Genomic DNA, 13593 nt, shown 5'->3' with positions numbered 1-13593 from the left:
GCTGGACTCGCGCCGCCGATGCGGCAGAGCACAGCAGTGCCGTGGGAACTCCCCCTCTGTCGTGGTGCCTGAGAGATTCGCGCCGACCGGAGGGGTCCTTCGCTTTCACCGTCGGCGGATCCAAGCGGATCGCTTTCCAGAGTGGCCAGTTCGACGCGGTACAAGACCTGAGAGATTGGCGGGGAGGCTTGCTCCTTCGGTGCCGACCGGAGTCGGCTCTCCCGCGTCGGGTATTGCGGCCCGGTATTCGGTTGTGCGGTCAGCCTAGCGGGCGGGGCCGGTCTCGCTCGGCGTGTCGCGGGCCGCGCTTGGTGTTCAGGTGGTGATGACACTAAGGTTGCTTCAGCACTTAGAGTCAAAGCGACTCTTAGTTGGGAGCTTCGAATGCCGGATGTGCACCTCGCGGTCTCGACGGTGATCTTCGCCCTGCGACCACACCCCGAGACCGGCGCGAGCACTGTCTGGATCCCCGTCGTCCGCCGCATCCGCGAGCCGTTCGAGGGGCTCTGGGCCCTGCCCGGCGGACCGCTGCATCCCGACGAGGACCTCGCCGAATCCGCCCGCCGCACCCTCCACGAGACCACGGGCCTCGCTCCGCGCTACCTTGAGCAGCTTTACGCCGTGGGCGGCACCGATCGCTCCCCGGGCGAGGACCGCGTCGTGTCGATCGTCTACTGGGCGCTCGTGCGCTCCGCCGAGGCTGATGAGGCGATCGTGGGAGAGAACGTCACCTGGCTCTGCACCGACCTCCCGCTCGACCTCGCCTTCGACCACGGCCTGATCATCGACTACGCCCTCTGGCGCCTGCGCAACAAGATGGAGTACTCCCGCATCGCGCACGCCTTCCTCGGCGACACCTTCACCCTGTCCCAGCTGCGCGAGGTCCACGAGGCCGTCCTGCAGAAGCCGCTCGACCCGGCCAACTTCCGCCGCACCATCGAGAGCTCCGGAACCGTGGTGCCGACCGGGCAGCGGCTGACGGGTACCCGTCACCGCCCTCCGCGCCTGTACCGCTACGACGAGTCGGCCGCGCTCGTCGACAACGGCCCGCTGCCCGTCTGAGCCCGCCGCCCGCCTCACCGCACGCCTCACGCCTCACGAGGAGAACACCGTGACATCCGTCGACAGCACCATCCGGCTCATCGAGGGCGGATCCGCGCCCGGCGCCACCTGCGCACCCGAGCTCGCGGAGGCCCCCTGGTCGTTCGACCTCGGCCTGCCCGCCTACGGCCCCGGCGCCTCCCAGGCCGACCCGATTCCCGCGGACGCACCGGTTCAGGGCCGCCTGCCCGAGGAGTACCAGACCGCGAGCGCCGACGAGCTGCACCACCGCGTCCTGGCCGCCAAGGAGACTCTCGGCGAGCGGGTGGTCGTGCTCGGCCACTTCTACCAGCGGGATGAAGTGGTGCAGTACGCCGACTACGTGGGCGACTCGTTCCAGCTGGCGAAGGCGGCGACCAGCCGACCGACCGCGGAGGCGATCGTCTTCTGCGGAGTGCACTTCATGGCGGAGACGGCCGACATTCTCTCGGGGCCGCAGCAGGCCGTGATCCTGCCGAACCTTGCGGCCGGCTGCTCGATGGCCGACATGGCCGACATCGACTCCGTCGAGGACGCCTGGGCCGAGCTGACCGACCTCTACGGCAGCGAGCCGGACGCGGACGGCCGCGTGCCGCTCGTCCCGGTGACGTACATGAACTCCTCCGCCGCACTGAAGGCGTTCTGCGGGCGCAACGGCGGCGTGGTCTGCACCTCCTCGAACGCGGCGACCGTGCTCGAGGACGCGTTCGCACGCGGGCAGCGGGTGCTGTTCTTCCCCGACCAGCACCTCGGCCGCAACACCGCGAAGGCGATGGGCGTGCCGCTGGAGCGGATGCCGATGTGGAACCCGCGGAAGCCGCAGGGCGGCTCCGACACGGCGACGCTCCTGGACGCGCAGGTGATCCTCTGGCACGGCTTCTGCTCGGTGCACAAGCGCTTCACGACCGCCCAGATCGCGAAGGCGCGCACCGAGCAACCGGGCGTGCGCGTGATCGTGCACCCGGAGTGCCCGATGGCGGTCGTGGACGCGGCCGACGAGTACGGCTCGACCGACTACATCGTGAAGGCGATCCAGGCGGCGCCCGCGGGTTCGACCTTCGCGATCGGCACCGAGATCAACCTGGTTCAGCGCCTTGCCGCGCAGTACCCGCAGCACACCATCTTCTGCCTCGACGACGTGGTCTGCCCGTGCTCGACCATGTACCGCATCCACCCGGGCTACCTCGCCTGGGTGCTGGAGGGCCTGGTCGCCGGGACCGTGCTCAACCGCATCGAGGTCGCCGAGTCGGTGCAGGCTGAGGCGCGGGTGGCGCTCGAGCGGATGCTCGCGGCGGTGCCGCCCGTCGGACCGGCACGCTGACATGGCGCGCGTCATCGTCGTCGGCAGCGGGATCGCCGGCCTGGTCACCGCCCTGACGGCCTGCCTCCTCCACGAGGTGCTGCTCATCACCAAGGGCACGCTCGCGGAGTCGTCGACCCGGGCCGCGCAGGGCGGGATCGCCGCGGTCACCGGGCCTGGCGACTCCGTGTCGCTGCACGTGCAGGACACTCTCTCGGCCGGAGCGGGGGTGGCTGTGCGCTCGGCGGTCGAGGTGCTCTGCGCCGAGGGGCCGGCGGCGGTCGCGGCGCTGCAGGAGTGGGGTGTCGACTTCGATCGCGAGGGTGGCGAGACGGCGCGCGGGCTCGAGGGCGCGCATTCGCGGCCGCGGATTCTGCACGCGGGTGGCGACGCGACGGGTGCGGCGATCGAGGCGGCGCTGGTCACAGCGGTGCGCAGGGCGGGCGTCGAGCTGCGCGAGCACACCGCCCTGGTCGACCTGGTGCGGGAGGGCGGCTCCATCAGGGGCGTCGACGTCCTGCACGACGGGGTGCCCGAGCGCCTGGCCGCCGATGCGGTGGTGCTGGCGACCGGGGGCGCTGGTCAGCTGTACCGGCACACCACCAACCCCACCGTGGCGACCGGCGACGGGCTCGCCGCGGCACTGCGGGCCGGAGCGGCGACGGCGGATCTGGAGTTCTACCAGTTCCATCCCACCACGCTCGCCCTGCCGGGCGGGTTCCTCGTCTCGGAGGCGGTGCGCGGTGAGGGCGCGGTGCTCCGCGACGCGGCGGGCGAGCGGTTCCTGGTCGGCGTGCACCCCGAGGCGGAACTGGCGCCTCGCGACATCGTGGCGCGGGCGATCGCTGAGCGGATGCGACTCCAGGGCGGACTGCCCGTGCACCTGGACGCGCGGGGTATCGACCGCGAGGTGCTAGCCCGGAGATTCCCGACGATCTCGGCCGTCTGCCGCGCGAACGGGCTCTCCCTCGCCGATGACCTCCTGCCCGTGACTCCGGCTGCGCACTACTGGATGGGCGGCATCGCCACCGACCTCGACGGGCACACGAGCCTCCCCGGACTGCTCGCGGTCGGCGAAGTCGCCCGCACCGGCGTCCACGGCGCGAACCGCCTGGCCTCGAACAGCCTGCTCGAGGGCGTCGTGTTCGCCCGTCGCGCGGCGGCCGCTCTCGACTCCCTTCCCTCTGTCGGCGCTCCAGTCGCCCCCTCGACCGCCCTCGTCCCTGTGGCGCTGGAGCGCACCGCCCTGCAGGACGCGATGTGGGCCGGAGCCGGCCTGGCCCGGGACGCGGCGGGCCTCGAGGCCGCGCGCGACGCCCTCGTCGCCTCCGCCTCGCCCGCCCCGCTGGAGCTGCGGACCCTCGAGGACGCGAACCTGCTGGCCTGCGCCCTCGCACTGATCGACGCGGCGCTCAAGCGCACCGACTCCGTCGGCGCCCACTACCGCACCGACTCCGCCCACTACCGCACCGACTCCCCCGCGACGGCGAGCACCGCCGCCCCCACCAGAGAGGCGGCCCTCCCGTGCTGACCCGCCAGAGCATCGACCGCGTCGTCACCCTCGCCCTCGACGAGGACGCGCCCTGGGGCGACCTCACCTCCGACACCCTGATCCCGCCGGACGCCACGGCGGACGCTGCCCTCATCGCCCGCGAGCCGGGCGTCTTCAGCGGCGGCGCCGTGCTCGTCGGCACGATGCGGCAGGCCGACTCCCGGATCCACTGCTCGGTGCTCGTCGAGGACGGCGCGGCCTTCGAGGCCGGGCAGTCCCTGGCGAGCATCGAGGGCCCGGCTGCAGGAGTGCTCCGCGGCGAGCGGGTCGCGCTCAACCTGGTGCAGCGGATGAGCGGGATCGCCACCCTGACGGCGCAGTACGTCGCCGCCGTCGAGGGGACGCGTGCCCGCATCGTCGACACCCGCAAGACCACGCCGGGCCTGCGCGCGCTGGAGCGGCACGCGGTGCGCAGCGGAGGCGGCCGCAATCACCGCTTCTCGCTCTCGGATGCGGTCCTCGCGAAGGACAACCACCTCGCGGTGCTCGCCGCCCGCGGGATCGACCTGACCGCCGCGCTGCGGGCGGCGCGCGCCTCGATCCCGCACACCGCGCACCTCGAGGTCGAGGTCGACCGGCTCGACCAGATCGAGCCCGCACTGGCCGGTGGGGCGGACACGATCATGCTCGACAACTTCACGCCCGAGCTCCTGCGGCAGGGCGTCGCGCTCATCGACGGGCGCGCCGTGGTCGAGGCCAGCGGAGGCGTCGACCTCTCGACCGTGCGCGCGATCGCCCAGGCGGGGGTCGACGTGATCTCGGTCGGCGCGCTGACCCACAGCGTCCGCTCGCTCGACCTCGGCCTGGACATCGCGGTCGAGTGATCTACCTCGATCATGCGGCGACCTCGCCGGTGCGCCGTGAGGTGCTGGAGGCCATGTGGCCGTTCCTGACTGCCGAGTACGGCAACCCGTCGAGCAGCCATGCGCTCGGCGACGCCGCTGCCCGCGCGCTGGAGGCGGCGCGCGGGCAGGTGGCCCGGTTCCTGGGCGGGCGCGCCTCCGAGACGCTCTTCACCTCGGGCGGCACGGAGTCGATCAATACGGCGATCAAGGGTCTCGCACTCGGAGCGCCGCGCGGCCGACACCTGGTGCTCTCGGCGCTGGAGCACGAGGCGAGCGTCGAGTCGGCCGACCACCTGCGGCGGCTGCACGGATTCACGGTGTCGGTGGCCCCCGTCGACGGTTCCGGTCTGCTCGATCTCGAGGCACTCGCCGCGCTGATCCGACCGGACACCGCGCTGGTGTCGATGCTCGCCGCGAGCAACGAGATCGGGACGGTGCAGGACGTGCCGGCGATCGCGGCGCTCTGCCGCTCGGGGGGCGTGCCGCTGCACGTGGACGCCGTGCAGGCAGCGGGCTGGCTGGACGTGGCGGGCTGGGGCGCCGACGCGATCTCGGTCTCGGGGCACAAGCTCGGGGCGCCCAAGGGCGTCGGGGCGCTGCTGCTGCGCAGCCGCCTGCCGTTCGAGCCGCTGCTGCACGGCGGCGGCCAGGAGCGCCAGCGGCGCTCGGGTACCGAGAACGTCGCCTTCGCGGTCGCGCTCGGCACCGCCGTGCGCCTGCTCGATCCGGCGCGCGCCACCCGGGTCGCTGCGGTGCGCGACGCCTTCGACCAGCAGGTCGCCACCCTCGCGCCGCGCGCCGTTCCGCTGGGCTCTGCGACGCACCGACTCCCCTCGATCGCCGCGTTCGCCGTGCCCGGACGCAGCGGTGAGTCGACCCTCCTCGCGCTGGAGGAGCGCGGCGTGGTGGTCTCCAGCGGCTCGGCCTGCGCGGCCGGGCGCGACGAGCCTTCGCCTGCGCTGCTCGCCCTGGGGCTCGCCCCCGAGCTCGCCCAGACAGCCGTGCGGTTCAGCTTCGGCGAGGGCGCCACGCTTCAGGAGGCGCAGGCCGCCTCCTCCGCGTTCGCCGCAGTCCTCGCCTGAGTCCTTTCGCAGCGGATCCTCGCCGATCGGGAATGTCGGAGGTGTCCGGCACTGTTCTCCCGTCCGTACCCCGCATCCGCGACCGCGAATCGAGCCGTCGATGCGCCCCTCACGCCGATCCCCCCGACGACCGGAGAACCCCTGTGACCGAGCGCAGCACCCTTCCCGCGACACGGCCCGCCACGCCCGCCGCCGCCACGACCCTCGAGCCGCGCAGCCGCCTGGTTATCAGCCTCCTGCTGGTCTCGGCGTTCGTCGTGATCCTCAACGAGACGATCATGAGCGTGGCACTGCCGGACCTCATGCGCGACTTCGGCGTCGAGGCGCACGTCGGCCAGTGGCTCTCGACCGCGTTCATGCTGACGATGGCCGTCGTCATCCCGATTACCGGATACCTGATCCAGCGGCTGCACACCCGCACGCTCTTCGCCGCCGCGATGGTCCTGTTCAGCCTCGGCACGCTCAGCGCCGCGCTCGCACCGACCTTCGCCGTCCTCCTCGCCGCCCGCGTGGTGCAGGCCGGCGGCACGGCGATCATGATGCCGCTGCTGATGACGACCGTGATGACGCTGGTGCCGCCGGCGATCCGCGGCCGGATGATGGGCAACATCTCGATCGTGATCTCCGTGGCGCCGGCCGTCGGGCCCACGATCTCGGGTGTCATCCTCAACTTCCTCGGCTGGCGCTGGATGTTCTGGATCGTGCTGCCGATCGCGATCGGCGCGCTGCTGCTGGGCCTGCGCAAGGTCGAGAACGTCACGGAGCCGCGCTCGATCCCGATCGACTCGCTCTCGGTGGTCCTCTCGGTGTTCGGCTTCGGCGGTCTGGTCTACGGCCTGTCGAGCCTGGGCGAGGGCGGAGCCGCGGTCCTCGGGCCGTGGATCCCCTTCGTCGTCGCGGGGCTGGGCCTCGCGGGCTTCATCGCGCGCCAGCTGCTCCTTCAGCGCACCGACCGCGCCCTGCTCGATCTGCGCACCTTCTCCTCCACGAACTTCACCATCGTCATCGCGATGATGGCCGTGAGCATGTCGGCGCTGTTCGGCACGCTGATCCTGCTGCCCCTCTACACGCAGAACGTGCTGGGGCTCACGCCGCTCGAGACCGGGCTGCTGCTGCTCCCGGGCGGGCTGCTCATGGGTCTGCTCGCGCCGTTCGTCGGCCGCGGGTACGACCGCTTCGGCCCGCGGGTACTGCTCGTGCCCGGATCGATCGTGGTCGCCGGCGCGCTCTGGGGGTACACCCTGCTCGCGGCGGACTCGTCGCCCTGGTTCGTGCTCTCGCTGCATGTGACCCTGAGCCTCGGGCTGGCCTTCGTCTTCACGCCGCTGTTCACGGCCGGACTCGGCTCGGTCCGCCCCTCCCTCTACTCGCACGGCAGCGCGATCATCGGTACGGTGCAGCAGCTGGGCGGGGCGGCGGGAACGGCGCTGTTCGTCACCGTCCTCTCGATTCGCTCGGCGGAACTCGCGCAGGGTGGCGCCGACCAGGCGGCCTCCTACGCCGGGGGCATCCACTCCGCTTTCCTGTGGGGCGCCTCCATCGCGACCGTTGCGATCGTCGCCGCGTTCTTCGTCCGCCGCCCGGCCGAGTCGGACGCGCCGCTGCCGATGGCGCACTGAGCAGGGCGAGCCGCCCCGCGTGTTCACCTCCGCGACACCCCGCCTCCCTACGGTGTCGCCCCGGCCGCCGCGCTCCGGGACGCGCGGCCGGGACGGAGACGAGACGTGACTGAGACGGACGGCGCGCAGGACGTGCTCGACGCCGGAGCCGCGACGACTCCAGCGCGCACGCTGGTCGACGTCCTCCGCGACACCGCCGAGCGCCACCCCGACGCCTCCGCTCTCGAGGACCCGGCCGGCGCGCTGAGCTACCGAGAGCTGCTGGCCCGCACGGTGCAGCTCGCCGGGGAACTCACCGCCGCCGGCGTCCGTCGGGGCGACCGTGTCGGGGTCCGCATGCCCAGCGGCTCGCGGGAGCTGTATCTCGCGATCCTGGCCGTCCTCGCCGCGGGAGGCGCCTACGTCCCGGTCGACGCCGACGACCCCGAGGAGCGCGCCCGCCTCGTCTTCGGCGAGGCCGCCGTCCGCGGCGTGATCACCGGCCCCGGACGCTTCGAGCGCAGCGGCGCCGAGGAGCCGGCCGCGCGCCTGTTCACCGCGAGCGCGCCGCACCCGAGCACCGCGTCGATCCCGCTGCTGCAGCCGCCCTCGCTCGAGGACGACGCCTGGATCATCTTCACGTCCGGCTCCACCGGCACCCCGAAGGGCGTGGCGGTCAGCCACCGCTCCGCCGCCGCCTTCGTCGACGCCGAAGCCCGCCTGTTCCTCCAGGAGGAGCCGCTCGGCCCCGGCGACCGGGTACTCGCCGGTCTGTCCGTCGCCTTCGATGCTTCCTGCGAGGAGATGTGGCTCGCCTGGCGGCACGGCGCCTGTCTCGTCCCTGCGCCGCGCTCGCTCGTGCGCAGCGGCATGGACCTGGGCCCGTGGCTGACCACGCACGGCATCACCGTGGTCTCGACGGTGCCGACGCTCGCCGCGCTCTGGCCCGCGGAGTCGCTCGAGAACGTCCGCCTGCTGATCTTCGGCGGCGAGGCCTGCCCGCCCGAACTCGGCGAACGCCTCGCTGTCCAGGGCCGCGAGGTGTGGAACACCTACGGCCCGACCGAGGCCACCGTCGTCGCCTGCGCCGCCCCGCTCGGCGGGCCCGCTCCGGTGCGCATCGGTTTGCCGCTGGACGGCTGGAGACTCGCCGTCGTCGACGCGGACGGACGACGCGTCCGAGAGGGCGAGGTCGGGGAGCTGGTCATCGGCGGGGTCGGGCTCGCACGCTACCTCGACCCGGTGAAGGACGCCGAGAAGTATGCGCCCGCGCCGCTCCTGGGCTGGGATCGCGCCTACCGCTCCGGCGACCTCGTGCGCTTCGAGAGCGCCGGCCTCGTTTTCCAGGGACGCGCCGACGACCAGGTGAAGCTCGGCGGACGCAGGATCGAGCTCGGCGAGGTCGAGGCAGCGCTCCAGGCGCTCCCCGGAGTCTCGGGGGCGGCCGCCGCAGTCCGCACCACCGCGGCGGGGCATCAGGTCCTCGTCGGCTACCTCGCCCTGGCCGACGGGCGCGCGCTCGACCGCGACGTCGCGCTGACGCGCCTGCGCGAGGAACTGCCCGCCTCCCTGGTGCCGCTGCTGGCCGTCGTCGACGAACTCCCGACGCGCGTCTCCGGCAAGGTCGACCGCGCCGCGCTCCCCTGGCCGCTCGCCGACAGCGTCACCGAGGACGCGTCCCTGAAGCCCGAGGAGGCCTGGCTCGCCGGTCTCTGGCGCGACGTGCTCGGCGTGCCGGTCGATGAGCGCGCGAACTTCTTCGACCTCGGCGGCGGCTCCCTCGCCGCCGCTCAGCTCGTCGCGCGGATCCGCGAGCGCGACCCCGAGTTCACGGTGGCCGACGTCTACGCCCACCCGCGCCTGGCCGCGATGTCCGCCGAGATCCAGAACCGCGCACCCGGCACCCAGGCGGTCTCCGCACACCGGATCGCCCCGGTCCCCCTCCGGATGCGCGTGTTACAGACCCTCCTCGGCGCACCGCTGCTCGTGCTCGGTAGCGCCCGCTGGGTCACGGCGATCCTCACCGCCACCGCCGTGCTCGACCTGGTGCCCGGCTTCAGCTGGCTGCCCACCGCTCCGCTCGCCGCCCTGATCCCCGCGTTCGCGCTCTTCCTCACGCCCTTCGGGCGGATGGGGCTCACCGTCCTCGCCGCGCGCACGCTGCTGCGCGGGATCCGCGCGGGCGATCATCCGCGCGGCGGCAGCGTGCACCTGCGGCTGTGGCTGGCCGAGCAGATCGCGTTTCAGCTGAAGGCCGTGAGCCTCGCCGGAGCGCCCTGGGTCGCCTACTACGCCCGCGCGCTCGGCGCCCGCATCGCCGACGACGTCGACCTGCACTCGCTCCCGCCGCTGACCGGCATGCTCACGCTCGGCCGCGGCGCCGCGATCGAGCCCGAGGTCGACCTCTCCGGGTATTGGATCGACGGCGACGTCCTGCGCGTCGGCGCGGTCCGGGTCGGGGCCGGCAGCACGGTCGGAGCACGCAGCACACTGCTCCCCGGCGCTCGGATCGGCAAGCATGCGCAGATCGAGCCCGGTTCGGCCGTCTTCGGGCGGGTGCCGGCCGGGCAGCGCTGGGGCGGCTCCCCCGCCCAGCGGCTCGGCCGGGCGAACACCGGGTTCCCTGCGGAGCGTCCGGCACGCAGTCCGGGGTGGGTCTGGGCCTACGCCGTGTCGGCGGTTGGCCTCGCGGCGATCCCGGTGCTCGCCCTCGCGGCCGGGCTCGCCGTCGTCGCCGCGGCTGCACAGGGCTCGGCCGACCTCGGCGCCGCACTCGGGCCGGCTCTCGCGGCACTCGTGCCCGCCGTCGTCGTCTCCGGAGTCGTCCTCGCCGCCCTGGTGGTCGTCCTCGTGCGCCTGCTCGGCCGGGGAGTCGAGCCGGGCACGCATCCGGTGCACGGTCGGATCGGCTGGCAGGTGTGGTCGACGGAGCGGCTGCTGGACTCCGCGCGGGTCCTCCTCTTTCCGCTGTACTCCGGCCTGTTCACTCCGGTCTGGCTGCGGCTGCTCGGCGCGAGGGTCGGTCGCGACGTCGAAGCCTCGACCGTGCTGCTCCTGCCCGCGATGACGACCATCCGCGACGGCGCATTCCTCGCCGACGACACACTCGTCGCCTCCTACGCCCTCGGCGGCGGGTGGATGCGGCTCGCCCGCGCCGAGATCGGCGAGCGCGCGTTCCTCGGCAACTCCGGCATGGCGGCTCCCGGCCACACGGTGCCCGCCGGCGGACTGGTGGCCGTGCTCTCCTCCGCGCCACGGACGTCGAAACCGGGCTCGTCCTGGCTGGGGTCGCCACCGGTTCGGCTGCGGCGCACGGTCGTGGAGGCGGAGTCGGCGCGCACCTTCCGCCCGGCGCGACGGCTCCGCGCGGCCCGCATCGCCTGGGAGCTCAGCCGCTTCGTCCCGGTGGTCGTCTCGGTCGCGATCGGCCTCGGGGTCGTCGTGGGCCTGCTGGCGCTGATCCTGGCGCTCGGCGCCGTGCTCGCCGCGCTCATCGGAGGCGTGGTGCTGCTGGCGGCCGGGGCGGTCGCCGCCACCGTCTCCACCGCCGCGAAGTGGCTCCTGATCCAGCGGGTCGAGCCGAGCGAGCAGCCGCTGTGGTCCTCCTTCGTCTGGCGGAGCGAACTGGCCGACACCTTCACCGAAATGGTTGCCGCTTTCTGGTTCGCCCACGCGGCCACAGGGACCCCCGCTCTGATCTGGTGGCTGCGGAGCCTCGGCGCCCGGATCGGCCGCGGCGTCTGGTGCGAGAGCTACTGGCTCCCCGAGGCGGATCTGATCTCCCTCGGCGACGGCGCGACCGTGAATCGGGGCTGCGTCGTGCAGACTCACCTGTTCCATGATCGAATCATGAGCATGGATGTCGTGAGCCTGGATTCCGGCGCCACCCTCGGCCCGCACAGCGTGATCCTTCCCGCCGCGCGAATCGCCGAGCACGGCACAGTCGGCCCCGCCTCCCTCGTCATGCGCGGCGAGCTGGTGCCTGCGGGCAGCCGGTGGAGCGGGAACCCGATCGGCCCGTGGCGCGAGGTGCGCGTCGCCGACTACCACACGCCCGTCGCGTGAGCCCGACCCGGACCGGACTCGAGACGGCCGGCGACCCCGATGTCCCCGGCATCGGGAATACCGGCTACCGCGTCGAGTCGTACGACCTCGACCTCGACTACCGCGTCGCCTCGAACCGGCTGACCGGCCGGGCGGTGCTGCGCATCGTCGCCCTCCAGCCGCTGCGGCGCTTCTCCCTCGACCTCTCCCGACTCCGCGTCGCCCGGGTGCGCATCGACGGGCGCCGCGCCCGCCACGAGCAGGCACCGCACAAGCTGCGGGTCACCCCGGCCGAACCCCTGGTCACCGGCGAGCGCATCGTCGTCGAGATCGAGTACAGCGGCTACCCCGCCCCGCGCGCGAGCCACTGGGGCGAGTTGGGCTGGGAGGAGTTGGAGGATGGCGTGCTCGTCGCCTCGCAGCCCTCCGGCTCCTCCACCTGGTTCCCCTGCAACGACGACGTCGCCGACAAGGCGCCCTACCGCTTCCGCATCACGGCCGAGGAGGGCTACGCCGTGCTCGCGAACGGGATACTCCTCGACTCGAGCGCCCGCTCGGGCCGCCGCACCTGGCTCTACGAGCAGCGCGAGCCCACTGCCGCGTATCTCGCCTCGGTGCAGATCGGCCGGTACGTGCTCGAGGAGCGTGTGCTCGCCGGAGTCACGGTGACCCTCGCCCGCCCCGCCGCCCTGGCCGCGCGGGTTGCCCGTGACTTCGCTCCGCTCGAGCGCATGCTCGCCCTGTTCACGCGGCTCTTCGGGCCGTATCCCTTCGCCCGCTACTGCGTGGTCGTCACCGCGGACGAGCTCGAGATCCCGCTTGAAGCGCAGGCGATGGCCATTTTCGGAGCGAACCACGTCGACGGCCGCGGCGGGTCGGAGCGCCTGATCGCGCACGAACTCGCGCACCAGTGGTTCGGCAACAGCGTCGGTATCGCCCGCTGGCGGCACATCTGGCTCAACGAGGGCTTCGCCTGCTACGCGGAGTGGTTGTGGTCCGAGGAGTCGGGCCACGCCTCCACCGACGCCTGCGCCCGCCGCCACCATGCAGTGCTCCGGGCTGCGGCGCAGGATCTGGTGCTCGCCGACCCCGGCCCGGTCGCGCTGTTCGATGACCGCGTCTACAAACGCGGCGCGCTCACCCTGCACGCGCTGCGGCTCACCGTCGGCGACGAGCCCTTCCTCGGGCTTCTGCACGCCTGGACCTCCCGCTACGCCTTCGCCGCCGTCACCGACGAGGAGTTCCGCGACCTCTGCACCGAGCTGCTCGGCGACGGCGTGGACGACCTGCTCGACGCCTGGCTCCTCGACGAGGAGCTGCCGCCGCTACCGCCCGCCCGCTGAGACCAACGAGTCCGCGAGCGCGTCGCCGTGCTCGCGCCGCCAGCCGATGATCGGCCCGGCACCCGAGTCCCCCATCGGCCCCAGAGCGACGCTGACCCGCAGCGTCGGATCGAGCCGCGGCTCGGCCAGCCGGAAACGGACCTTGTCGATCCGCGCCTCCGCCGCGTGCCGCGACTCGTGCACGTGCACGCGGCGCGGGTCAAGCTCGAGCCCGCGGCCGTCCGCCTTCAGCGCGGCCTCGATCCGGGTCCAGTGCAGGACGGGGTCTGCGGGGCGTATGCCGCCCGTTGCGAACGGCGCCCCCGCAATCCGCGTGATCCGTTCATCGCGCTCCGGTGTCCCAAGGGACGGCTCGACGTCGATACCGACCACTCCGGCGCTGCTCGCCGCGACGACCACCGCTCCCGCGCAGTGCGCGATGCTCACCGAGAGCAGCTCCAGCGCGCCCTCCCGCCCCTCCAGGCGAGGCCGGCCGTGCGCTCCTCCGCAGCGCGCGCAGCGGGCGACGACCCGGACCTCCGATGCGCGCGTGCCCGTGAGTTCGGCGGCGAGCATCCGCAGCAGCACTCGGCCGAAGACGAACCGCTCCGCCGTCGTTGCGGCGACCGTACCGACGTAGCGCTCCCGCTCCGGCGCGCTCAGCAGCGGCAGCAGCCGTCGCGCATCCAGGGTTTGCTCGTCCAGCGCCAGCCAGCGCAGATGCACCCCCGGCAGCTCCGCGCCGATCCCCGACTCCCTCATCTCCCGTC

9 protein-coding genes and 2 riboswitches are annotated in these 13593 nt (G+C 73.1%); of the genes, 8 read left to right on the top strand and 1 reads right to left on the bottom strand.

Annotated elements, in window-relative coordinates; translation table 11 throughout:
• Positions 1 to 49: 49 nt before the first annotated feature.
• Positions 50 to 145, bottom strand: a riboswitch (glycine riboswitch).
• Position 146: 1 nt separating this feature from the next.
• Positions 147 to 234: riboswitch (glycine riboswitch) on the bottom strand.
• Between the two features lie 150 nt (positions 235 to 384).
• The 8 genes from C5D07_RS08635 (at position 385) to C5D07_RS08600 (ending at position 12844) form a co-directional block, all read left to right on the top strand.
• Positions 385 to 1062, top strand: coding sequence for an NUDIX hydrolase (locus C5D07_RS08635; RefSeq protein ID WP_068254167.1), 678 nt, complete (start codon positions 385 to 387; stop codon positions 1060 to 1062).
• Positions 1063 to 1111: 49 nt separating this feature from the next.
• Positions 1112 to 2401, top strand: coding sequence for a quinolinate synthase NadA (gene nadA, locus C5D07_RS08630; protein WP_104259155.1), 1290 nt, complete (start codon positions 1112 to 1114; stop codon positions 2399 to 2401).
• A 1-nt stretch (position 2402) separates the two neighbouring features.
• Positions 2403 to 3911, top strand: a complete 1509-nt coding sequence (nadB, locus tag C5D07_RS08625; RefSeq protein WP_104259154.1) for an L-aspartate oxidase — start codon at positions 2403 to 2405, stop codon at positions 3909 to 3911.
• On the top strand, positions 3905 to 4756 hold the full coding sequence (gene nadC, locus C5D07_RS08620; RefSeq protein WP_104259153.1) for a carboxylating nicotinate-nucleotide diphosphorylase: 852 nt from the start codon (positions 3905 to 3907) through the stop codon (positions 4754 to 4756). Before nadB ends, nadC begins: the two co-directional genes overlap by 7 nt.
• A complete protein-coding gene (locus C5D07_RS08615; RefSeq protein ID WP_104259152.1) occupies positions 4753 to 5859 on the top strand; it encodes a cysteine desulfurase family protein in 1107 nt (368 codons plus the stop codon). The genes nadC and C5D07_RS08615 overlap by 4 nt, the downstream gene beginning before the upstream one ends.
• Before the next feature lie 143 nt (positions 5860 to 6002).
• A complete protein-coding gene (locus C5D07_RS08610) occupies positions 6003 to 7478 on the top strand; it encodes a DHA2 family efflux MFS transporter permease subunit (RefSeq protein WP_249028209.1) in 1476 nt (491 codons plus the stop codon).
• Positions 7479 to 7583: 105 nt separating this feature from the next.
• Positions 7584 to 11522 carry a Pls/PosA family non-ribosomal peptide synthetase gene (locus C5D07_RS08605; RefSeq protein ID WP_104259150.1) on the top strand — a complete coding sequence of 1313 codons (3939 nt, stop codon included), beginning with the start codon at positions 7584 to 7586 and terminating at the stop codon, positions 11520 to 11522.
• Positions 11519 to 12844 (top strand): M1 family metallopeptidase, encoded by a 1326-nt coding sequence (locus C5D07_RS08600; protein ID WP_104259149.1) that lies wholly within the window; start codon positions 11519 to 11521, stop codon positions 12842 to 12844. The genes C5D07_RS08605 and C5D07_RS08600 overlap by 4 nt, the downstream gene beginning before the upstream one ends.
• On the opposite strand, the gene C5D07_RS08595 is transcribed toward C5D07_RS08600, so the two are convergent.
• Positions 12827 to 13585, bottom strand: a complete 759-nt coding sequence (locus C5D07_RS08595) for a 4'-phosphopantetheinyl transferase family protein (protein WP_104259148.1) — start codon at positions 13583 to 13585, stop codon at positions 12827 to 12829. The genes C5D07_RS08600 and C5D07_RS08595 overlap by 18 nt on opposite strands.
• Positions 13586 to 13593: the final 8 nt, after the last annotated feature.

Origin of the sequence: Rathayibacter tritici (assembly GCF_002932875.1) — a bacterium.
Classification (GTDB): Bacteria; Actinomycetota; Actinomycetes; order Actinomycetales; family Microbacteriaceae; genus Rathayibacter; species Rathayibacter tritici.
This window is presented reverse-complemented; position numbering and strand designations above follow the sequence as displayed.